Origin of the sequence: Gracilimonas sediminicola, assembly GCF_024320785.1 — a bacterium.
GTDB lineage: Bacteria > Bacteroidota > Rhodothermia > Balneolales > Balneolaceae > Gracilimonas > Gracilimonas sediminicola.
Map to the genome: position 1 here is coordinate 775819 of NZ_JANDBC010000001.1, position 21448 is coordinate 797266.

The 21448-nt window shown below is 45.5% G+C and carries 22 protein-coding genes; 8 read left to right on the forward strand and 14 right to left on the reverse strand.

The window, feature by feature from the left end:
* Nucleotides 1-345, reverse strand: coding sequence for a cupin domain-containing protein (locus NM125_RS03575; RefSeq protein ID WP_255132935.1), 345 nt, complete (start codon nucleotides 343-345; stop codon nucleotides 1-3).
* 159 nt (nucleotides 346-504) lie between these two features.
* On the opposite strand from NM125_RS03575, the gene uvrA reads away from it, so the two are divergent.
* The 6 genes from uvrA (at nucleotide 505) to NM125_RS03605 (ending at nucleotide 8554) form a co-directional block, all read left to right on the forward strand.
* Nucleotides 505-3342, forward strand: coding sequence for an excinuclease ABC subunit UvrA (gene uvrA / locus NM125_RS03580; RefSeq protein WP_255132937.1), 2838 nt, complete (start codon nucleotides 505-507; stop codon nucleotides 3340-3342).
* 63 nt (nucleotides 3343-3405) lie between these two features.
* On the forward strand, nucleotides 3406-3960 hold the full coding sequence (locus NM125_RS03585) for a hypothetical protein (RefSeq protein ID WP_255132939.1): 555 nt from the start codon (nucleotides 3406-3408) through the stop codon (nucleotides 3958-3960).
* 128 nt (nucleotides 3961-4088) lie between these two features.
* Nucleotides 4089-5903, forward strand: a complete 1815-nt coding sequence (gene secD, locus NM125_RS03590) for a protein translocase subunit SecD (protein ID WP_255132941.1) — start codon at nucleotides 4089-4091, stop codon at nucleotides 5901-5903.
* Nucleotides 5904-5943: 40 nt separating this feature from the next.
* On the forward strand, nucleotides 5944-6855 hold the full coding sequence (gene secF / locus NM125_RS03595; RefSeq protein ID WP_255132943.1) for a protein translocase subunit SecF: 912 nt from the start codon (nucleotides 5944-5946) through the stop codon (nucleotides 6853-6855).
* A 21-nt stretch (nucleotides 6856-6876) separates the two neighbouring features.
* A complete protein-coding gene (locus NM125_RS03600; RefSeq protein WP_255132945.1) occupies nucleotides 6877-7218 on the forward strand; it encodes an STAS domain-containing protein in 342 nt (113 codons plus the stop codon).
* A gap of 61 nt (nucleotides 7219-7279) precedes the next feature.
* A complete protein-coding gene (locus NM125_RS03605; protein WP_255132947.1) occupies nucleotides 7280-8554 on the forward strand; it encodes an adenylosuccinate synthase in 1275 nt (424 codons plus the stop codon).
* Between the two features lie 115 nt (nucleotides 8555-8669).
* On the opposite strand, the gene NM125_RS03610 is transcribed toward NM125_RS03605, so the two are convergent.
* The 11 genes from NM125_RS03610 to NM125_RS03660 form a co-directional block, all read right to left on the reverse strand.
* Nucleotides 8670-9398, reverse strand: a complete 729-nt coding sequence (locus tag NM125_RS03610) for a sulfotransferase-like domain-containing protein (protein ID WP_255132949.1) — start codon at nucleotides 9396-9398, stop codon at nucleotides 8670-8672.
* Nucleotides 9399-9481: 83 nt separating this feature from the next.
* Nucleotides 9482-10405, reverse strand: coding sequence for an aminotransferase class IV (locus tag NM125_RS03615; protein ID WP_255132951.1), 924 nt, complete (start codon nucleotides 10403-10405; stop codon nucleotides 9482-9484).
* A 162-nt stretch (nucleotides 10406-10567) separates the two neighbouring features.
* A complete protein-coding gene (locus NM125_RS03620) occupies nucleotides 10568-11242 on the reverse strand; it encodes an FAD-binding oxidoreductase (protein WP_255132953.1) in 675 nt (224 codons plus the stop codon).
* 63 nt (nucleotides 11243-11305) lie between these two features.
* Complete coding sequence (locus NM125_RS03625) at nucleotides 11306-11773, reverse strand: nuclear transport factor 2 family protein (protein ID WP_255132955.1); 468 nt, start codon at nucleotides 11771-11773, stop codon at nucleotides 11306-11308.
* The gene (locus NM125_RS03630; RefSeq protein ID WP_255132957.1) at nucleotides 11766-13292 is read right to left on the reverse strand and encodes a sodium:solute symporter; all 1527 of its coding nucleotides are present in this window, start codon (nucleotides 13290-13292) and stop codon (nucleotides 11766-11768) included. Before NM125_RS03630 ends, NM125_RS03625 begins: the two co-directional genes overlap by 8 nt.
* A gap of 5 nt (nucleotides 13293-13297) precedes the next feature.
* Entirely contained in the window at nucleotides 13298-14260 is a 963-nt protein-coding gene (locus tag NM125_RS03635) for an isoaspartyl peptidase/L-asparaginase family protein (RefSeq protein WP_255132958.1), read from the reverse strand.
* Between the two features lie 57 nt (nucleotides 14261-14317).
* Nucleotides 14318-14902: an RdgB/HAM1 family non-canonical purine NTP pyrophosphatase gene (rdgB, locus tag NM125_RS03640; protein ID WP_255132960.1), complete on the reverse strand. Its 585-nt coding sequence runs from the start codon at nucleotides 14900-14902 to the stop codon at nucleotides 14318-14320.
* Complete coding sequence (locus NM125_RS03645) at nucleotides 14899-15159, reverse strand: PQ-loop domain-containing transporter (RefSeq protein WP_255132962.1); 261 nt, start codon at nucleotides 15157-15159, stop codon at nucleotides 14899-14901. The genes rdgB and NM125_RS03645 overlap by 4 nt, the downstream gene beginning before the upstream one ends.
* A gap of 8 nt (nucleotides 15160-15167) precedes the next feature.
* On the reverse strand, nucleotides 15168-16163 hold the full coding sequence (locus tag NM125_RS03650) for an adenosine kinase (RefSeq protein WP_255132964.1): 996 nt from the start codon (nucleotides 16161-16163) through the stop codon (nucleotides 15168-15170).
* 87 nt (nucleotides 16164-16250) lie between these two features.
* Complete coding sequence (locus tag NM125_RS03655; protein ID WP_255132966.1) at nucleotides 16251-16751, reverse strand: hypothetical protein; 501 nt, start codon at nucleotides 16749-16751, stop codon at nucleotides 16251-16253.
* 90 nt (nucleotides 16752-16841) lie between these two features.
* Nucleotides 16842-18056 carry a S8 family peptidase gene (locus NM125_RS03660; protein WP_255132968.1) on the reverse strand — a complete coding sequence of 405 codons (1215 nt, stop codon included), beginning with the start codon at nucleotides 18054-18056 and terminating at the stop codon, nucleotides 16842-16844.
* A 169-nt stretch (nucleotides 18057-18225) separates the two neighbouring features.
* Between NM125_RS03660 and NM125_RS03665 the strand changes: the two genes are divergently transcribed.
* Both NM125_RS03665 and NM125_RS03670 read left to right on the forward strand, forming a co-directional pair.
* A complete protein-coding gene (locus NM125_RS03665) occupies nucleotides 18226-18867 on the forward strand; it encodes an NUDIX hydrolase (RefSeq protein ID WP_255132970.1) in 642 nt (213 codons plus the stop codon).
* Nucleotides 18868-18985: 118 nt separating this feature from the next.
* A complete protein-coding gene (locus tag NM125_RS03670) occupies nucleotides 18986-19915 on the forward strand; it encodes a 2-hydroxyacid dehydrogenase (RefSeq protein ID WP_255132972.1) in 930 nt (309 codons plus the stop codon).
* Here NM125_RS03670 and crcB read toward each other — a convergent pair.
* Complete coding sequence (gene crcB / locus NM125_RS03675; protein ID WP_255132973.1) at nucleotides 19912-20301, reverse strand: fluoride efflux transporter CrcB; 390 nt, start codon at nucleotides 20299-20301, stop codon at nucleotides 19912-19914. The genes NM125_RS03670 and crcB overlap by 4 nt on opposite strands.
* A 1-nt stretch (nucleotide 20302) precedes the next feature.
* Nucleotides 20303-21394 carry a branched-chain amino acid aminotransferase gene (locus NM125_RS03680; RefSeq protein ID WP_255132975.1) on the reverse strand — a complete coding sequence of 364 codons (1092 nt, stop codon included), beginning with the start codon at nucleotides 21392-21394 and terminating at the stop codon, nucleotides 20303-20305.
* Nucleotides 21395-21448: the final 54 nt, after the last annotated feature.

Genomic DNA, 21448 nt, shown 5'->3' on the forward strand with positions numbered 1-21448 from the left:
CTACCCCTTTTCTCCTCCTTTAGGTCCGTAGAAAAAAACCCAGGTGGCAAAGTCTTCGGTAAAATCTTCAAACCGGTGTACCACTCCTGCAGGTACAAGTAACACCTGGCCGGCTTCAAAAGGATGTCTTTGATCTCCATTTACAAAAAATCCGGAGCCGGATATCACCACATAAATTTCATCCCGTTCATGCGGTTGCTGTTTATCGGCTTTATCGGGCTTATAATACTCCACTTCAAGGCTTCCATGCCCAAACAGTTTAATGAATTCTTTATCCGTTTCTTTTAAACGTTCGGCTGCTTTTTCAGGGGTGATTTCGGTGGCTGACTGGTTTTGTTCTTCCATGCTCATTTGATTTCCCGCAATTAGTAAAATTCACCCATCAAATTCCATTTCCTTATCAGCCTTCAGCTTGCATTCAAATTTTTCTAAAAAAGGAATGAAGGAATTCCGGGCTCTGTTTTGTATTTTTCAAAGTTCTGAAATCTAAAAACACGAGAGACTTTGCAACATAATATTGTAGTACGCGGCGCCCGCGAACACAACCTCAAAAATATTGACATCGACATCCCCCGCGATCAGTTGGTCGTGATTACCGGACTTTCCGGTTCGGGGAAATCATCTCTGGCTTTTGACACAATTTATGCTGAAGGTCAGCGACGGTTTTTGGAGTCCCTTTCAGCTTATGCCCGCCAGTTTTTGGGGATGATGGAACGCCCTGCCGTAGATTTCATTGACGGCCTCTCTCCCGTAATTTCCATCGATCAGAAAACCACCAATCGAAACCCACGCTCTACCGTTGGTACCGTCACCGAAATTTATGACTTCCTCCGCCTGCTCTACGCCCGCGTTGGTATTCCCTATTCTTACAAAACCGGGAATGAGATGAAAAAACAGTCGGCCGACCAGGTGGTGCAGGCCGTGATGGATATGCCGGAAGGAACCAAAGCTTATTGTCTGGCCCCGGTGGTACGTGGGCGAAAAGGGCACTATCGCGAATTATTTGAGCAAACCATAAAACAAGGTTTCGTACAAGCCCGAATTGACGGTGAGTTTAAAGATCTGGAAGATGACATGAAGCTGGACCGTTATAAAACTCATAATATTGAGATTGTGGTTGACCGGTTCGTGATTTCAGAAAAAAGTGAGAAACGCATTGCTGACAGTATTCGGTTGGCGCTGGAAATGGCCGATGGAAATGTGATTCTTGCCATCAAAGATGGAGACGAAACTACAGACCGACTGTTCTCCCAGAAACTATTCGACCCTGAAAGCGGACTCGCTTATGAAGATCCCGCTCCAAACCTGTTTTCCTTCAACTCCCCCTACGGAAATTGTAAAGAATGTGAAGGACTTGGATATACTTATGATGTAAGCTGGGATTTACTCGTTCCCAATAAAGACCAAAGCATAGCCGCTGGCGGAATTCGTTTTCTGGGTGCTCCCCGCGATATTTTTGTATTCAAGCAGCTGAAAGCCATTCTCGATTCTTTTAATCTGGACTTTGAAACCCCCATCAAGGATTACCCTGAAGAGCTGATCGATATCCTGATGAATGGCAGCGGAGATAAGAAATTCTCTGTCAGCTACGATTTCAAGGATAACTCGGTGACCTATAAGCACAAGTTTGAAGGCTTACGAAATACCATCATAGATCAATATCACAACAGTAAATCCAACAAACAGCGCGACAAAGCCAAAGCCTTTATGGATAAGGTGACTTGTCCGGAATGTGATGGCGGCCGGCTCAATAAAGAGGCTCTCTCCTATAAAATTGACGGCCATACCATTCACGATCTCGTGCAAAAAGATATTCAGGAGCTGCGCGATACCTTGTATGGAATTAACCTGAATGAACGCCAGCAGATTATCGGAAATCAGGTGCTAAAAGAAATTCGTGACAGGCTCGACTTCCTGCTGAATGTAGGGTTGAATTACCTCAGCCTTGACCGCGAAGCACAAACTCTGAGTGGCGGTGAGGCTCAGCGCATCAGGCTGGCAACACAAATTGGAACCCAACTGGTGGGTGTACTTTACATTCTGGATGAACCAAGCATCGGTCTTCACCAGCGCGACAACATCAAACTGATAAAATCATTAGAAACCCTTCGCGATCTTGGAAACAGCGTGATTGTTGTAGAACATGACCGGGAAACCATTGAGCATGCAGATTTTGTAGCTGATCTTGGTCCGGGTGCCGGGGTTAATGGCGGACACATTGTAACGGCCGGCAAACCCGATGAGCTCGATCCTGAATCCAGCACAGCTAAATTCCTGAATGATGAGGAAGTCATTGAAATGCCGGAAACAAGGCGTGAAGGAAACAACATGTCTATCAAAGTGACCAATGCCCGCGGCCATAACCTGAAAAACCAGGATCTGGAAGTTCCTCTGGGCAAATTCATTTGTGTTACAGGCGTTAGCGGAAGTGGAAAAAGTTCACTGATCAACCAAACACTGGTACCGATTCTTTCCAATTATTTCTACAAGTCGAAAACCGTGCCACTGACTTATGATGGCATTGAAGGTTTCGACAATGTTGACAAAATCATCTCCATTGATCAGAGCCCGATTGGCCGTACCCCGCGTTCCAATCCCGGCACTTATACCAAAGTGTTTGATTACATTCGCCGGTTATTTGCCGAGCTGCCCGAATCTAAAATCCGGGGCTATGATCAGGGGCGTTTTTCTTTTAATGTGAAGGGCGGACGATGTGAGGAATGTGGCGGAGACGGTGTCCGCAAAATCGAAATGAACTTCCTCCCCGACGTGTATGTGACCTGTGAAACTTGTAATGGAAAACGCTACAACCGGGAAACCCTTGAAATCTATTTTAAAGGCAAAAACATCTCGGATGTATTGAAGATGCCCATCAGAGATGCGGCCGAATTTTTTGATGCCCAGCCGGCCATCAGCCGAAAACTGGAAACACTGGTAGATGTCGGGCTCGGATATCTTACCCTTGGCCAATCTTCCACCACGTTATCGGGCGGGGAGGCTCAGCGCATTAAGCTGGCCCGCGAGCTTTCTAAAGTTGGAACCGGTGATACACTATATGTGATGGACGAACCCACAACCGGACTTCACTTCCAGGATGTGCGAATGCTCGTAAATGTAATCCAGCAGCTGGTAGAAAAAGGAAATACGGTGATGGTGATTGAGCACAACCTCGACCTCATCAAAGCCGCCGACTGGATTATTGACCTCGGCCCCGAAGGTGGAGCCGGAGGCGGTGAAATCATCGCAACCGGAACTCCCGAAGAGGTAGCAGAAGTAGAAAAATCTTACACGGGGCAGTTTTTAAACCAGGAATTTGAGCGCTTGAGCAAACAACCGGCATAGCTTCATTTCTTTTCAACTTTTACTTTCACAATGGGGTATTTGTTGATTATATTTTAGGCCTGAATGAACTTTTTCAGAACACATATCATCCGATCGTTTAGCGTTGGCCTGCTGCTTGCCGGAATGGTTTTCTATTTCATGAAACCGGTAAGTGACAATGCAGAACAAGATGCGTTTACCTCGTGGCTGAAATCCAATTTAAAGTCCGGTGACAATACATCGGTTGTAGATCAGCTCAAAGAACTTTCTTCCGGCGCTGATGAACTGGAATCTGTGATTCGTCAGGCATCAGCTTTGGTGAAAGCTCATGCAGATGACTTTCAATTTCCTGTGGATGCACAATCCAAAGATGAAAGTGAAGTTTTCCGTGTTCTTCTGAAAGAATGGACTGCCTATCAGAATTCATCTTCCGGAATGGGCAACGCTGTACTTATTAAACAAGCTCAGCCTCATTCAGTTTTACCGGTTGATGGATTAGCCTTTTATGGCAAAATGGTTGCAGAACAACAAGCCTTTACTTTTTCTCCTGCGGGGGAAAAGTTTGAGCAGCAGTCTGTCAGCCAGTACAATTTCCATATCTCTCCCCTTTCCGGCGGCACAGCAATTGGTGCGCCTTAGGCGTTTTTTGGTTAATTGTTATTCGTTTTTTTGAATAACAATAACTCCCCTCTTTTTTAAGAAATCGGCTCATTAATTATCTCTCAGAGCCACAATTAACTAATTACTAATTTACAAATAACGAAATTATGCAAGGAAACGGATTTAAAATCGGTTGTATCGTGGCTTTTCTGGCCCTTACAATTTATTACCTCTACCCAACAGTAGTATGGTCGTTAGAACAAAACTATATGGAAGAGCTCAGTCCTTCTGAACGAGCTCAGTACCAGGAAGAAGAACAGCAAAAGCTGGAAGAACTTCGTACCAACACCCTTTCTCTGGGTCTTGACCTTCAGGGTGGTATGCACGTAACGCTTGAAGTGGGCGTGCCACAGCTGATCAGAGAACTGGCCGGCGAAAATGCCGATCAGCTTCTGAATGACGTGATTGATGTAGCTGCTGAACGATCGCTCGAAAACGACACGGATTTCATCGACGAAATGGTTGCTGAATTCGAATCGCGCGACCCCGATGCCCGCCTCAGCCGGTACTACCGCAACGACGCAATGGACATTACCCGCCGTTCTACCAACGAAGAAATCGCTACCTTCCTGAAAACACAGCGACAGTCCGCTCTCGACAGGGCCATCGAAATTATTCGTACCCGTGTTGACCGTTACGGTGTAACCGAGCCCTCTATTGTGAAGCAGGGTAACAACCGTATTGTTGTTGAGCTGCCGGGTGTGGAAGACAAAGAGCGTGTACGTAGCCTTCTGAAAGGAACTGCACGACTCGAATTCCGCCTGGCTGCTGATGCCCAGGAGTTCCGTGGTTTTGTAAACTCCGTATATGAATATTACGACGACTACACCGAAAGTGCTGATACTGCTGATTCAGCCGCTTCAAACCAATTCAATCCTTTAGAGGAAGTGTTGGTACCGGCTCAAAGTCCATACCTCGTTGGGTATGCTACTCCTGAAGATACCGCCCGCGTTATGGACCTTTTGACAACTGAAGAAATTCAGCGCATGATGCCAAGAAGCACCACCATGATGTGGAGTGCGAATCCTCTTGAAGGACAAGGCGGTTCAGACCTGTACCAACTTATTGGTGTAAGAACACAAGTAGAACTGACCGGAGACGTAATTGAAGCCGCAAGCGTTCAGTTTGACCCGGCTACCAACGTGCCCGAAGTTTCTATGACTATGAATAGTGAAGGTGCCCGTAAATGGGGCCGAATCACCGGTGCCAACATTGGCAAGCCGGTAGCTATTGTTCTGGATGGATTTGTATTCTCTTACCCGAATGTAAATACCAAGATTTCCAATGGCCGATCGTCCATCACCGGATTAGATGGTGTGGACGAAGCCGAGGATTTGGTAAACATCCTGCTTTCAGGTGCCCTGCCCGCTCCTTTGGAAATTCTTGAAGAGCGTACCGTTGGTGCTACTCTTGGTGCTGAATCTATTCAAGCCGGTTTAAACTCCATCCTGTTTGGATTGGGCATTGTAGCCATCTTCATGATTATCTATTACCGCACCGGTGGTGGAATTGCAGATCTCGCACTATTGCTCAACATTATTTTCATCCTCGGTATTCTGGCGGCATTCAAAGCCACCCTTACCCTGCCGGGAATTGCCGGTATTGTATTGACAATCGGTATGGCGGTGGATGCCAACGTACTGATATTTGACCGTATCCGTGAAGAGCAAAGAACAGGAAAAACCCTCAAAGCATCTATTGAAGCAGGTTATGCCAACGCAATGAGTGCCATTGTTGATGCCAACGTAACCACCTTCTTTGTGGCTATCATCCTCTTCAGTTTTGGAGTTGGGCCAATCAAAGGTTTCGCGGTTACACTGATGGCCGGTATTGTAGCATCATTGTTTAGTGCTATTGTGATTACACGGGTAGTTGTTGATTACCTGACACAGGCCAAAAAATCTGCTGTAAGCTTCGGCTAATCAGTAAAAAGAAATTTAAAACGACAAAAGGAATAATATTATGAGATGGTTTGAAACCCCTAATTTTGACTTTAACGGAGCACGGAAGGTGGCCTATATTTTCTCGGCTATTCTGTTCCTCGCTTCGCTTGGAGCAATTCTGACAAAAGGACTCCAGTATGGTATCGACTTTAAAGGCGGTAAGGAGTTCGTACTGGATTTTGAGAACCCGGTAAGCGTGGTTGACATGAGGTCGGACCTTTCCGTGCCCCTCGGTGCCACACCGGAACTGAAACTGTTCGGTTCTGATAGTGAGATCCTCATTCGTACCGACAATGAGCAACCCATCAGCGAGGTACAACAAATTATTACCTCCTCGATGACCGAACTCTACCCCGATAACCCATTCACGGTGATTAAAACCGATGTAGTAGGCCCGCGTTTTGCCGAAGATTTGAAATCCGGAGCATTACAGGCCATTATATACGCCATTGTGATTATCTTTATCTACATCCTCATCCGTTTCCGTAACTGGACATTCTCGGCCGGAGCTGTAGCAGCACTAATTCACGATGTAGTCATTGTATTGGGTATATTTACCCTAATGGCAGACCTGGTTCCATTCAGCCTTCAGGTTGACCAGGCCATTATTGCGGCCTTCCTGACTATTGTGGGTTATTCATTGAACGATACGGTGGTTGTATTTGACCGTATCCGTGAAAATTCCAATGTGCACAAAGGGATGGATTTCATGCCCATGGTAAACAAAAGTTTGAACGACACTCTAAGCCGTACCGTCATAACTTCCATTACCACCTTGTTTGTGGTAACTGTGCTGTTTATTTTCGGCGGTGAGGTGTTGAAAGGCTTTTCTTTTGCCCTCTTAATCGGTATTGTACTTGGTACATACAGTTCGCTATTTGTAGCCAGTTCGTTGGTAGTTGAACTCGAAGCACGTACAAAAAAATCTTAAAACATAAACAACAGGAAATCTATGAGCTTTAATACATCAGAACGCTACAACAGCGTTGTTATCGAATTCAAAGGGAACGTTATGGGTGGCCCTGATGCAGTTAGTCTGAATGAAAAATTGCATGAACTCATCGACAATGATAAAACCAACATAGTGGTTGATCTTGGAAAAGTGAAATTCATGAATTCATCCGGACTCGGTATGTTGATTGGAGCTCTTACCACTATGCGTAAAGCCGGTGGTGATCTTAGAATTGCCAACGCAACCGACAAGATCGAAAGCCTGTTGATAGTCACGAAACTGATCACGGTATTCAAACACTACAAGTCTGTAGAAGAAGCCGCTGAATCATTTGAAGAGTGATTTTATAACTTAAAACTGAATACAGAGGGGTGTTCCGCACCCCTTTTTTATTGAACAAATTATGAGTACAAGAGTTGTTATTGGAGCACAGTGGGGTGATGAAGGTAAAGGCAAAATTGTTGACCTGCTCAGCGATAAAGCCGATTACGTTGTTCGTTTCCAGGGCGGTGCAAATGCCGGACATACCCTCAAATTCGACGATAAAAAAGTAGTTCTTCACCTTATTCCTTCGGGGATATTTAATGGAGATGCCGATTGTGTGATCGGCAATGGGGTTGTTATCGATCCTATCGCACTGGTGGAAGAAATCAAAGGCGTACAAGACCTGGGATTCAGCCTCGAAGGACGATTTCACATCAGTCAAACGGCCCATGTTATCCTTCCCTACCACAAGCTTCTTGATCAGCTTAAAGAAAAACGGCGCGGCGGTGATGCCATCGGTACCACCGGTCGGGGTATTGGCCCGGCTTATGTGAGTAAAGTATCCCGCGTAGGTATCCGTATGGTTGATCTGCTGGATCGCGAAATCCTGAAAGAGAAGATCGACCAGAATCTCAAAGACATCAATTTTGCGCTGGAAAACCTGTATAAGGAGCCCACGCTAAAAACAGAAGAACTGATGGCCGAGCTGGAAGATGCCATCCAAACGCTGGAGCCCTTTATCTGCAACACCACCAACATGCTACACGAGGGTATCAAGAATGATAAATCCATTTTACTTGAAGGCGCACAGGGTACCATGCTGGATGTAGATCATGGAACGTATCCTTTTGTCACCTCTTCATCTCCAACCTCCGGCGGAGCCTGTACCGGATCGGGAATACCACCTACGGCTTTAGACAAAGTAATGGGTATCACCAAAGCCTATTGCACCCGTGTTGGAAACGGTCCATTCCCCACTGAACTACTCGACGAAACCGGTGAAGAATTGCGTAAGAAAGGAGCTGAATTCGGTGCCACTACCGGACGTCCTCGTCGCTGTGGCTGGCTCGATTTAGTTGCGCTGAAATACGTGGTTCAACTGAACGGCATCAACGAGCTCACACTCACCAAGATGGACGTTATGGATGGCTTTGAGGAGATTAAGGTATGTACCGGCTATAAGCTGAATGGAGAAGAAACTGATGTTTTCCCACTTTGCCTTGATGAAATCCGTGATGTGGAACCGGTGTACACAGCCCTCCCCGGCTGGAAAAATTCAATTGAAGGAATGACCAACTGGGACGACCTTCCCGCTACGGCTCAATCCTATATTCACTTCATTGAGGAATACCTGGGTGTGAAATTCACCATTATTTCTACCGGGCCGAAGCGTACCGAAACAATTGTGCTTTAGAAAACATCACCTTGTCGTCCCGGCATTGAGCCGGGATATCCCATAAACAACCGAAAAAGTTTTTGAAGATCGCGGTTCTAAGCCCGCGATGGCTTTGGGTTATAGCTTAATTTGATTACTTCCCGGCGTATTCCAGCAGCTCATCATAGGCTTCCTGGCATTCTTCCAGCAGGTCTTCCAATTCCTCAGGAAAAGGCTCATTCTTGGATTTATAAGCCCGGAATCCTGTTGAGCGGTGAACATTATGGTACCAATATTTGGCCCAAACACCGTCTTCTTTACGTGGACCGGCCGGCCATTTCAGCATGGCTTCATCAAAAGGAATACCCAGTGTACCGCATAATTCGCGAAGACGGGATTGCGGATACTGCAGAATATCTTTCGAATCCACAATGAGTGGCTTCTTGCCAATATTGTCCAGGTACTTGACCACTTCCAGGTGTTTGGCATATCCGACATCCTGCATAGTTGGGTTCTTAACCTGCTTGGCATATGAAGGCAGCATATCCTTGGGGGGACGGGTCAGGATGACGTTAATCGTTTCTTCCAGAAAACTCCAATCCAGGTTTACCAGGTGGTGAGTCATATTCTTGAAGAAGGCGATCGGGGTATCGTAATCGCCCAGAATAATTTCATCCACCACTTTTTGGCCATCGTTTTCCTGGCTTTTCAGTACTTCATCAGCACCGGGATGATAGTTTTTAGCATCGGTGTTTGCCAGGTAATGAGCATACAAAGGCTCATCAAAAACTGTGGAATCATCGCGCTGGGCGAAAGAATACATGAGTGCTGTTGAGATATTTCGTGGACCGCTCCACAAACAAATTCGTTTTGTCTTTAACATTTCTCCATTTTTTACTTTAGCGGTCAGTCCGGTCCTTCTCAAATAATCCTACTCTGCGGACGACCTGTATCTATATTAAAAAATTATACTTTAACTTCATTCACTTGTGCCTCAATAGCCTGCTCATACAGTTTCTGAAGGCGTTGAGTCATGGTTCCGGGAACAGTTTCCGTAATCGTTCGGCCATCTATCCCGGTTACGGGAGTGAGTCCGCCAAAACTTCCGGTTACAAAAGCTTCATCTGCTCCATACACATCAAATAAGGAAAAGTTCTTTTGGAAACAGGGGATTCCTGCTTGTTCACAAACTTCAATCACTTTACCGCGGGTAATTCCATTCATGCAATACTGCCCGGTGGATGTCCATACTTCACCGTCTTTCACCATAAAAAAGTTGGTGGCGTTACAGGTAGAAACGAAACCGTTTACATCCAGCATCAAAGCTTCATCAGCGCCGGCTTCCAGGGCTTGGACCAGTGCCTGCACTTCATGGATCTTGCTATGGCAGTTAAGCCGGGGATCCAGGTAATCGGGCGAACCCCGGCGAATGGTACTGGTGAACAACGTCACTCCTTGGTCTCGGCTCTCCGGGTCTGCTTTCTTATATTCTGCGATAATCACAAGATTAGGCCCTGATACGGTGAGCCGTGGGTCTTGAGATGGGGTTTTTTTGATTCCCCGGGTAAACATGAGGCGCACGTGTACGCCACCCTTCATGTCGTTGGCGTCCAGAGTTTTCCAAATGGCTTTGGTAATTTCATCGCGGCTCATGCCCAAATCCATACCCACCGTTTTGGCGCCCTGAAACAGCCGGTCATAATGTTCTTTCAAAAAGACGAGCACTCCTTTGTGCAGGCGAAATCCTTCCCAAACGCCATCCCCCACTAAATACCCGCTGTCAAAAACAGATATTTTTGCTTCGTTGCGGGAAAAAAGCTCCCCGTTCACATAAATAAGTACTTCTTCGTTACGCGGATCATAAACCGCATTATGTGTGCCGTGCGTCATGCTTTTACTCAATAATGATTGCCCTCAAATAAAAGAAATATAACGCTCGGTTGCGAATTTCGTTTTTAGAGAGGTTCTGAGTAGGATTTTACCCGTTTTCGGGCTCATTCATCAAGCACAACACCTCAAGATTCAGGCAGCCACATAAAGTTGTCGATCTCCCTATTCCTCAAAAACAAGAGCATCAGGATCGGCACCCAGCTCTTTGAGATATCCCATCACGGCTTCGTTGAAAGGCATCGGACCGCAAACGTAGAATGGCTGATCAAAGTCATCTATTTGAGATTCTAAAAACTCCTTATCGATAAAGCCATCCAGGAACAGGTGATCTCCGGAAGGTTCTTCATCCGTGATGGCGTTCACAAAATTATCTCCCAGGATGTTTTCAAACTCCTCTTTCAGGATGATATCCTCTTCTGTTTTATTGGAAAAGATGAGTTTGTTATCCCCTACTTTCCCCTTCTTATGCAGATCTCTGAAGATGGCTATAAATGGGGTTACACCAGCTCCACCAGCCAGGAACACACCTTCACCTTTATACTGAATGGTTCCCCATGCATCGTCCACAATCAGGGAATCTCCAACTTCCAGCTTACCAAACTGCTCGGTAACCCCGTCATGATCAGGATAGATTTTAATCACAAATTCGAGGTCCGGGTCTTCATTGAGTGAGGTAAAGGTAAACGGCCGCTTTTCGTCCCGCCAGCCATCCTTATCGATAGCAACTTCGGTAGCCTGGCCGGGTTGGAATGTGTATCCCTCAGGCTTTTCAAGGGTGAATTGTTTAACGTCGTGCGTTACGTTTTGAATATCTTTAATCTTGAGTGTATGCGCCATAATTCTATCTTTCTTAATCTTCGATAGTAACTACAATTATGGCTTTAAAAACATTCGCTGCACTTATTGAGAACTCCGAAAAAGCCTCAGGTTCTTCATGGCTTCGGCCTGAACTTTCTTTTGCAGGAATGGAGACCAGCCCAGAATATATCCCGGCACGCCCAATGCCATCGCTGACCATTTCCAGAAATTAAACTCATCGAGGTGGCCTGCAATCAAACCATCCTGAAACTCAAAATGAGCGGTAATTTTGTTATGCACTTTTCTACCGGTTTTAGAGAATAAATACGCAGCCTCTATCTGAGCTGAACCTGATGAGTGATCTGCCTGAACGGAATCAAAAGACAGTTTGAATTCTTTAGCACGGCTGCAAAGCATCGTCCACATTCCGTCAATTTCTTTTTTGGAATGAAGTTCAAAAACAGGATCTCTGAAAGTGGCCTCCTCATGATAGCAGCTTAGCATCATGTCTGCATCCAGATTTTTGAGGCCTGTATATAGGCGGGTGATTAGTTTTTCATTCTTATGCATGCTTTGATCCTCGTAGTATTGCTGAAATTGAACCTGTGATTACAACTATTAAACTACCCACAAGTGTATAAAGTGGCCAGGCGATGGCCAGTCCGTCTCCGGGAAGTAGGTTTTGAATCGGCCCCTGAACCATGAAAAGCAATGCGATCAACCCGCAGAAAAAGCCAATTAATGCATCTGTTTTATCCGGCTTGCTGAAAAACATGCCCAGCAGAAATGCTCCTAATAATCCGCCATAGGTATAGGATGCTATCCCCAGCCCCAATTCCACAATGGCCGGGCGTTCGCCCCCCTGAAGCTGCAGAATCGCAAAGAAAACAGCCGATGCCGTAAGAATTATCCCCCAGCCCATCGTAATTTTACGGGACATGGACAGGTCCTCAGCTTCGGTATTATTCTTTCCAAAGTAGGGTTTATATAAATCGTAGGTGGTTGAGGAAGCCAGTGAGTTCAGAGAGGAGCTCAGGCTGCTCATGGCTGCTGCAAACAGGGCGGCCACAATAAGCCCCGATACCCCAACCGGTAGCTGCTCTACGATGAATTTAGCAAATACTTCGTCAGTGGTCGCCAATCCTATTTCTGTGGCAGACACTCCCTCATAAAACATGTAAAGCAACAACCCAATCCCCATAAAAAGAGCAAACTGAAGCATAGCTACAATTCCACTCCAGATCATCGCTTTTTGGCCGGATTTTAGATTACGAGTAGCCAGCACCCGCTGCACCAAAAGCTGATCGGTTCCATGAGAAGCCAGCGAGAATACAGCCCCGCCCACAAGTGCTGTGATTAAGGTATATGGTTGGGCGATGAATTCCCTGAAACTCATATCAAAACCAAGATTGACCAGTTGCAGCTTTTCGGCGGGCAGTTCGAATCCTGCCGGCAAATTCCCCAGTAAAACTCCTACTGCTATTAATGCACCACCGATGTACACGATCATCTGCACGAAATCCATCCAAACCACCGCCTTGATGCCCCCAAAGAATGTATAAACCAACGTTATGGCCGTAATCACGCAAATGGACAGAATGTAGAGTTCAAGATCTCCCCAACCGGAAAAAGCACCACCTAACCGCAGAATAATGGCAAGCGGGATCGCTGTGGCAAATAGTCGGACTCCATCGGCCAGCAGACGGGTAATCATAAAAGTGGAACTTGCCGCATTGCGCATGCCGGCACCGAATCGCTTTTCAAGAAAAGTATAAGCCGTGAACAATTCACCTTCATAGTATTTGGGGAGAAAGAACAACGCGACGCCGATCCTGCCAATTACATATCCCACCGTTATTTGCAAAAAGGTCAGGTTCCCTCCATAGGCCACCGCCGGAATACTGATAAAGGTAAGGGTGCTTGTTTCGGTGGCTACAATGGAGAATAATACCGCCCACCATGGAATCCCTTCACCCCCTAAAAAGTAATCTTTATTGGAAGTTTGCTTTCCGGATGACTTCAATCCCAAAAAAGCTACACCGACCAGGTAAACAACTATAACTATGTAATCGATAACAGAAAATTGCATACAGCTCAGATTTGATGAGAAGTCGGTTCTGCCCGGTTTCCATCTGCATTGCAAACTGAAACATCAAAGCCCTTAACAATGCTGTACCCGCCGTAAACGCCATCTTTATTCAGAGCTATATATCCAACCTGTATATCTTTCTTGTTCGAGGAATCTCTTTCAATAATTCGCTGAATGGCAATTTTGCATGCTTCTTCCGGGGAATGACCGGCACGCATCATTTCCACAACCAAATGGCACCCCGCCGTTTTAATAACCTCTTCTCCGGCGCCGGTTGCAACAGCCCCTCCAAATTTGGGATCGATAAAAAGACCGGCTCCGATTATGGGAGAATCGCCTACACGTCCGTGCATCTTATAAGCAGCGCCACTGGTGGTACAGGCCCCACAAAGCCTGCCGTTTTTGTCCAGAGCCAGCATCCCTATGGTATCGTGGTTCTCTATATTCACTTCAAGCTTATACTCTGAAGTCTCGAGCCATTTCTTCCATTCTTTTTCCGCTGCCGGTGTAAGCAGGTTTTCCTTTTCAAATCCCTGAGAAAGAGCAAATTGCCGGGCCCCTTCCCCCACCAGCATAGCATGAGGAGTGTCCGTCATTACTTTGCGCGCCACCGATACCGGGTGTTTGATATCCTGCAGAAAAGCTACCGATCCACATTCTCCGTTTTCATCCATCACGCAGGCATCCAGAGTTACATTTCCGTCTCGGTCGGGCCGGCCTCCATAGCCAACCGTATTATTTTTTGGGTTTGCCTCTTCCACCTTCACCCCGGCTTCCACGGCATCAAGGGCGTAGCCACCTTTGTCTAAAATCTGCCAGGCCGCCTCATTTGCCCTTACTCCCGTTTTCCAGGTTGAAACGACCACCGGTTTCTTACCGGTTTGAACCGGTCCCGATTTTGCTTTTAAAACATTTAGTGGAAGCAACCCCAGTGCTGTGGCCTTTATAAACTCTTTTCTATTGAACATGCTATCTCCGTTAAGGTGTGCAACCTGCCCTTATTTACCCCATATTCGTCAATTCTTTTATCTCTTCAAAAAAGAGACAAAATTCTGAACGGCTTTCCCGCGGTGTGAAATATCATTTTTAATAGCTGAATCCAGTTCGGCAAAAGTTTTATCGAAGCCTTCCGGCTTAAAAACGGGATCGTACCCAAATCCTTTATCACCTTTTTCTTCGGTAAGTATTTCTCCTTTACAAATCCCTTCAAAAACATGTTCCTGATCAGGATACACGAGTGCAACCACGGTTCTGAATTGTGCTTTCCGGTCGGCTATCCCGTCTAATTCGGTCAGCAATTTGTTCACGTTATCCTGATAGCTTGCACGCTTTCCGGCATAACGGGCGGAATACACTCCGGGTTCTCCATTCAAGGCATCCACTTCCAGGCCGGTATCATCCGACAGAGCAGGAAGCCCGGTTTCTTTGGCCACGTATCGAGCCTTTTTGAGCGCATTCCCCTGCAGGGTAGGCTGATCTTCCACGACCTCTTCCAGCTCCGGATAGTCTTTTGTGGAAAGAACCTCAATCCCGAGAGGCCTCAGAATTTGTTCGAGTTCCTCAATCTTATGAGGGTTCTGAGATGCTATTACAAGTTTGGTCAGCTTCACCCTTTCTTCCTCGGAAAAAGTTTAAAGTACAAGTTAATTCCACTCCCGATGGTAAGCAACGCGTTCAGAGCCGTAAAAACCGTATCGTCAATTAGCACGGAGTAAACGGTAAGCATCAGGCTTGATGAAAAATACATAATGATGAAGGCGATGTTCATGGAGGTACTGCCCTCTTTAATTGTTTCCCAGGTTTGAGGTATCCATGCGGCTACTAAAATGCCGAACCCGGCCCATCCTAATAATTCTATTCCTATCATTTTCTGCCTTATTTTAGCTGATGTAAAATTTCCTGTGCTTCATGCCACTTCAATCGTGGCCCGTATTGTGATACAATCTTAGAGCCTGCTAAACTTGCCAGCTTCCCGGAATTTGCGAACCCAAGGTTGTTGGTGATCCCATATAGAAAAGCGCCGGCAAACATGTCTCCTGCCCCGTTGCTATCCACGGCTTTTACTTCATATGGCTCGATATCGATAAAAGTATCACCATCAAAAATCATGGCTCCATTTCGGCCCTGGGTGATCACAAAGCGTTTGGCTTCCTGCTTCAGGTCTTCACGTGCTTGCAAGAGGTCATCCTTTCCTGTAAAGGCTTTGGCTTCTTCTTCATTACAGAACATGAGATCTACAGAAGCCCCGATTACATCTTTAAAGTTTTCTTTAAAGGCCTGAACGATAGAGGGATCAGAAAGGGTGATGGCTGTCTTCACATTATTGTTTTCCGCGATTTTCTTTGCGCGCTTCATCGCTGCCAGCCCTTCTTCTGCTGCAACCAGGTATCCTTCCAGGTACACGTACTCTGAATCTTTGATTGCCCGCTCGTCTACTTCATTCGTTGATAGTCCGGATGAAATTCCCAGATAGGTATTCATTGTTCGGTCGGCGTCTTCGGTGATCATCACCAGGCATTTCCCTGTGACTCCCTCTTCCCGCTGCTGCCGATCAAAGTTAGTGGGGATGCCGGCGTCTTCCATGTCTTTAAGGTAGAAATCTCCGAATTCATCGGCTGCTACTTTACAGGAATAGAAGGCATTTCCACCAAACTGACTTACCGCAATAACCGTATTCGCCGCCGAACCGCCTGATTTCTTCTCCGTTTTTTGATGATCAATAGCTCCTATCAGGCGACGCTGGGTTTCTTCATCCACCAGGGTCATCAACCCTTTCTGGACATCGTGTTCCTGAAGAAAATCGGGTCTTACTTTAAACTCTAAATCTACCAGGGCATTACCAATGCCGTACACATTATACTTTTTACTCATGGATAATTTTGTGACTCAATATCAATTTTTTCAGAGCCCTAAAAGTACGGACATGAGCTAAGCTTTAAAAACCAATTAAGGTCTTGGCTACTTGAAACTCTTGCCAAAAGAAATGCCAGCCCAGACCGGGGCCATCTCAACTTCTTTTCCAATCAGTAGAACCGGGGTAAATGAAATTCGCGCATACGCTCCTCCATTAAATAAATCCTGTTCCCTGACTCCAAAAATGGGCCCTATTGCATTTGAAAATGTACCCTCATTAAGAATAAAGGTATTCCCCACGCCCAATTCTATATGTGAGTCTTTATCGGTTGGGAATAGATAAGATGTTGACAAAGGTATCGTAAGCATATGACCAAATATGAAGCCATCACCGTTAACATAACTTATGCCACCTCGAAGTGTCCGGTTCTCCCCAATAACCCTTTCATAGTTTATGGAATAAAGCCCGCCGCTTCCCAGGATTTCAAAAAAGATGGCATGCTTTGCCTGGGTGTTATTGTAAGATTTCGACGAGTCTGATTCCAGTTGACCAAATACAATACCATACTGAAAGATCAATAAGGTGGTAAGAGCTATTTTCCTCATATTAATAATCATGTTACTAAAATATCATAATATTAATAAAGCCCTCTCTTCTTTCGAAAAGAGGGCTTGAAATATGTGACTAAACTCTACTTAGTTCACAATAATAGGGTCTGCATTTCCATCCGGATCTCCATTCACATTCCCATCTGTGCTGGCATTTCCAAGAAGCAGGACACCTGCTGCATGTGGAGCTGCCATAGAAGTTCCGTTAATGGTATTATACCCACCATCTTTCCAGGTAGAAGTTACGTTCACACCGGGTGCAGCATAATCAACCGGAGGGTTTCCGTAGTTCGAGAAAGACGCCCAGTTATCATTGCTGTCCATAGCAGAAATAGTAACAATGTTACTTCCGTTTACTCTGGCAGGAGATGAATTATTGGCATCAGTGCCTTCGTTACCGGCGGCAAGGGAAAATTTAATTCCATTCTGTGAAGCCGCAAGCACCGCATCATCAAGAGCTTGTGAAGTTGGTCCGCCTAAACTCATGTTAGCAACATCTCCGTTACTTCCGTTTGCTCCAACGTGGTCAACACCGGCAATTACACCTGAATAAGAACCACTTCCACGGCTGTCCAGAACTTTAACAGGAATTACAGTTGCTCCTGCTGCCACTCCAATCACACCTTCAGAATTATCAATAGCTGCAATAGTACCTGCTACGTGTGTTCCATGACCGTTTCTATCATCTAAAGATTTTCCATCCCGGCCTGATGTAAAGGCGTTAAAACCTCTGGAAGCATCTACATTTAAATCCGGGTGATCTAAGTCAATACCTGAATCAATAACCCACGCAACATTACTGCCTGTATAAGTAGCACCGCCATTAACACGGGTAATTCCATACGGAGTTTCCTGTGTGGTACTTCCACCACCATCGTCATCACCACCATCTTTACATCCAGGCCATGGGGAGCATGATCCGGGAGGTGCAAAAGAAACTACACGGTCTTTTTCGATGTATTTTACACCTTTGTTTGCATTCAGGCGTATGAGTTGCTCATCAGTAAGCTGAGCTGTGAATCCTGCAATTGTATTATTGTATTTAACTACAACATCCCTTTCCGGAATTTGCGCATCGCTCATAATTGCATCCCGGGCAACTTCAATTTGCGAGGTGTTTCCAAGCTTGTATCGGGCGGCTTCAGATGCCTGCATGACCACAATATATTGGCCTTCAATAATCTGATCTCCTCCGGGTAAGTCTGAGTTGTTTGTAACATCCGTTACGTTTTGACACCCCACTACCATTAACATAAGTACCAATGCCCCAGTAGTTAGTTTAGATATTATTCTACTATTCATATTAATTTAGGTTTGATTAGTATTCTATTGATTACGAGTAAATGAGAATAATCACGGGCTTACAACACTATATTCACTCATAAGAAGAGCAACAATTATAGAGTGATTATTTAAATAAATGGTATGTTGTTTGTACCGCATCGTATACAACAGTAATACACCCCCCTTAATGTTACAAGAAAGTTTTAAAAAGTTTTTACAATCTCGATTAAATGGTTCATTACCAGGTAGAAATGCCCAGCGAATAATGGCCCCTCACCCCAAAAACGGGAAACCAAATAAAACGCATTACGAACCTGCACATGATGATTTCAGAAACAGCAGCGTCCTGGTTCCATTTATAGCTTGGAAGGAAGAGTTGGAAATCCTGCTAACCCTGCGCACTGAGTCTATTAATCATGGCGGACAGCTTAGCTTTCCCGGTGGCGGTAAGGAAGGTGATGAAAGCATAGAAGAAACCGCTCTGCGGGAGGCACAGGAAGAAATTGGGTTACACACCGGTCAGGTTGAAATTATCGGACAACTAACCCCGCTGTACGTGGGTCACTCGGATAATATGGTAACTCCGGTTATTGCTTTTTTGAGAGAGGAGCAGTCTTTTACCCCCAACCCTAATGAGGTAGACGAAATCATCACGGTTCCGGTCTCCAACTTAATCACAGAACATAACCGTGTGGAAGAAGAATGGGATTTACGAGGCACCCCTTATCGAGTTCCCTTCTGGAATATTCATCGTGTCCCTTTATGGGGAGCCACCGCCATGATGATGAGCGAACTGGTTGAACTGTATAAGGAATTCGTTAATCGTTAATTCGTTATTCGTTATTAGTTTTTGGTCATTGGTCATTGGTCATTGGTAGTCACCCATTCACCTTACAAAACAATCTCCTAATCCCTATCTTTCCGTTCAATAATCAATAAGCAGATTCATGTCCCTTTTACTGGTAGCCAAAAACCGAGATTTTACTTCCCTGAAAAAAGCTCTTCTGGAAAAAGATCCTAACGTGGATGTAGAAATCTGGCCGCGTGTAGAAAATAAGGAGCGGGTTCAATTTGCCGTTTGCTGGAACCACCCAAAGCATGTGCTTGACAGCTACCCAAACCTACGGGCAGTGTCTTCGCTGGGCGCCGGGGTGAACCATTTGCTAAACGATGAGGATCTCTCTGCGGATGTAAATATTTGTCGTTTGATTACAAGCTCCCTGAAAGACCAAATGGCGGAGTATATTATGAACGCCATTACCAATTTCCGATTGCATACAATCACCTATGCCGACCAAAGAAAAATAGCTAAATGGGAGCCTCAGAGCTCTATACCTAAAAAGTATGCCGCTATAGGAATTATGGGAATGGGAGAAATGGGTTCAGATGTTGCAACATTATTGTTACAACAAGGATATATCGTGAATAGCTGGTCCCGCTCAAAAAAAGATCTTCAGGGTTTGCAGTCTTTTGCCGGAAATGAAGAACTCGATGACTTTCTGGGTCAAACGAAAATCCTGGTCAACTTGCTGCCTCTTACTGATGAGACGGAAGGAATCCTGGATCTTGAAGTGTTCAAAAAGCTTCAGAAACCCGGCTATCTGATTAACGTGGGCAGAGGAAGCCATTTGGTGGAAGAAGATTTGATCTATGCTTTGGATACCAATCATCTTGAGGGTGCCTGCCTGGATGTTTTTGAAACAGAGCCGTTGCCGGAGAACCATCCCTTTTGGAACCGGGAAAATATCATGATCACCCCTCACATTGCGGCTATAACTCCAGCCAAAGAAGCGGCCGAAGTGATCATTGAGAATTACAAACGCGCTTTATCCGGAATGGATTTGTTGTATGAAGTGGATCGTGATAAGGGATATTAAAAAAGCCTGACTACCTGATAACCCAACCATACAAAGAAGAGACCTAACACTACCTGAAGCCCAAGATTCAAGAAACTCAGCAGAAGCTTACTGTTTTCCCACAGCAGAAAAGTTTCGTGAGAAAAAGTGGAAAAGGTTGTAAAGCCACCGAGAATTCCCACAAATATAAACAGCCTGAATTCGGGATTAACCCATGATTTCATTTCGAACAGGCCGGCTAAGAAACCAATCAGAAGACACCCCAGCAGATTCACCAATGCCGTACCATATGGAAATGAGCTGTCCGGAAATTGGGATTGGGTAAACAAGGAAAGCAGATAACGGCCAGCCGCTCCGACAAACCCACCGGTGCCTACTGCCAAAACTTTAATCCAGTCTAAATTCATCCTAAATGCTTACCGGATGTACCCAGCCAAACTGATCTTCTTTACGACCATACTGGATATCGGTAATTTCATCGAAGCATTTCTGGGCAAATTCGCCGGGCTTCTCGCGATCCAGCTCTATAGTTTTTCCATTATGCTCAATCAGTCCAACCGGAGACACTACCGCTGCGGTACCGGAACCAAAAACTTCTTTCAGGCTTCCGTCTTCATAGGCCTCAAAAACTTCATCGATTGAAATCTTGCGTTCTTCAACGTTGTAGCCCCATTCTTTGGCTAAAGCAATCACCGAACGGCGGGTAACACCGGGGAGAATAGAACCATTGAGTCCCGGAGTAATTAATGTGTCGCCAATCAGGAAGTGAATGTTCATAGTCCCCACTTCCTCAATATATTTCTGTTCTTTGGCGTCTAACCAGAGTACTTGTGTAAAGCCTTTTTCTTTGGCTTTTTGAGCCGGAAGAAAACTGGCGGCGTAATTTCCGGCCGTTTTCACATTTCCGGTTCCGCCTACAACCGCACGTACATATTTTTCGGGTGTGGTCAGCGAAACGGGGTTAAAGCCTTCTGCATAGTATGCACCCACTGGTGAGGTAATAATCTGGTACGTAAATTTATCGGATGAGCGGGCCGCAAGCAGATTGTCTGAAGCAAAAATAAACGGCCTGATGTATAACGCCGTGCCGTTTTTCTTAGGCACCCACTGGTGATCTAAGCGAATCAGCGTTTCCAGAGCATCAATAAAAGTCTCGTAACTGGTTTCCGGGATACACATTCTGCGGCAGGAATGATTGAACCGTTCATGATGCGTTTCAGGGCGATAGATGTTCACTGTGTTTTCATCCACATAAAAAGCCTTCATCCCTTCAAAAACAGCCTGCCCGTAATGTAATACGTTAGAGGCCGGGGTAACTTCAAAAGTCCCAAAAGGTTTAATCACAGGCTCCTGCCAAACGCCTTCCGAAAACTTCATTTCGAACATGTGGTCCGAAAACTTTTTACCGAACACAAGGTTATTAAAATCAACCTCATGAATGCGGCTTTCTTCCGTTGGGTGTACAGTGATATTGGTACTTGAAATTATCTCGTTCATCATGCTCTTAAAATAACACGTTTCGGGTTAAATAACAGAGCGCCCTGCGTTAATTAA

Bases quoted from the DNA above. Each gene is read 5' to 3' on its own strand.
- NM125_RS03620 (WP_255132953.1), bottom strand. From the start codon at position 11,242: ATGGCGCATACACTCAAGATTAAAGATATTCAAAACGTAACGCACGAC.
- NM125_RS03625 (WP_255132955.1), bottom strand. From the start codon at position 11,773: ATGCATAAGAATGAAAAACTAATCACCCGCCTATATACAGGCCTCAAA.
- NM125_RS03645 (WP_255132962.1), bottom strand. From the start codon at position 15,159: ATGATAGGAATAGAATTATTAGGATGGGCCGGGTTCGGCATTTTAGTA.
- NM125_RS03635 (WP_255132958.1), bottom strand. From the start codon at position 14,260: ATGTTCAATAGAAAAGAGTTTATAAAGGCCACAGCACTGGGGTTGCTT.
- NM125_RS03655 (WP_255132966.1), bottom strand. From the start codon at position 16,751: ATGAGGAAAATAGCTCTTACCACCTTATTGATCTTTCAGTATGGTATT.
- NM125_RS03650 (WP_255132964.1), bottom strand. From the start codon at position 16,163: ATGAGTAAAAAGTATAATGTGTACGGCATTGGTAATGCCCTGGTAGAT.
- NM125_RS03600 (WP_255132945.1), top strand. From the start codon at position 6,877: ATGAGCTTTAATACATCAGAACGCTACAACAGCGTTGTTATCGAATTC.
- NM125_RS03660 (WP_255132968.1), bottom strand. From the start codon at position 18,056: ATGAATAGTAGAATAATATCTAAACTAACTACTGGGGCATTGGTACTT.
- secF (WP_255132943.1), top strand. From the start codon at position 5,944: ATGAGATGGTTTGAAACCCCTAATTTTGACTTTAACGGAGCACGGAAG.
- NM125_RS03680 (WP_255132975.1), bottom strand. From the start codon at position 21,394: ATGATGAACGAGATAATTTCAAGTACCAATATCACTGTACACCCAACG.
- NM125_RS03665 (WP_255132970.1), top strand. From the start codon at position 18,226: ATGTTACAAGAAAGTTTTAAAAAGTTTTTACAATCTCGATTAAATGGT.
- NM125_RS03605 (WP_255132947.1), top strand. From the start codon at position 7,280: ATGAGTACAAGAGTTGTTATTGGAGCACAGTGGGGTGATGAAGGTAAA.
- NM125_RS03630 (WP_255132957.1), bottom strand. From the start codon at position 13,292: ATGCAATTTTCTGTTATCGATTACATAGTTATAGTTGTTTACCTGGTC.
- NM125_RS03670 (WP_255132972.1), top strand. From the start codon at position 18,986: ATGTCCCTTTTACTGGTAGCCAAAAACCGAGATTTTACTTCCCTGAAA.
- NM125_RS03575 (WP_255132935.1), bottom strand. From the start codon at position 345: ATGGAAGAACAAAACCAGTCAGCCACCGAAATCACCCCTGAAAAAGCA.
- NM125_RS03585 (WP_255132939.1), top strand. From the start codon at position 3,406: ATGAACTTTTTCAGAACACATATCATCCGATCGTTTAGCGTTGGCCTG.
- NM125_RS03615 (WP_255132951.1), bottom strand. From the start codon at position 10,405: ATGACGCACGGCACACATAATGCGGTTTATGATCCGCGTAACGAAGAA.
- crcB (WP_255132973.1), bottom strand. From the start codon at position 20,301: ATGAATTTAGACTGGATTAAAGTTTTGGCAGTAGGCACCGGTGGGTTT.
- NM125_RS03610 (WP_255132949.1), bottom strand. From the start codon at position 9,398: ATGTTAAAGACAAAACGAATTTGTTTGTGGAGCGGTCCACGAAATATC.
- secD (WP_255132941.1), top strand. From the start codon at position 4,089: ATGCAAGGAAACGGATTTAAAATCGGTTGTATCGTGGCTTTTCTGGCC.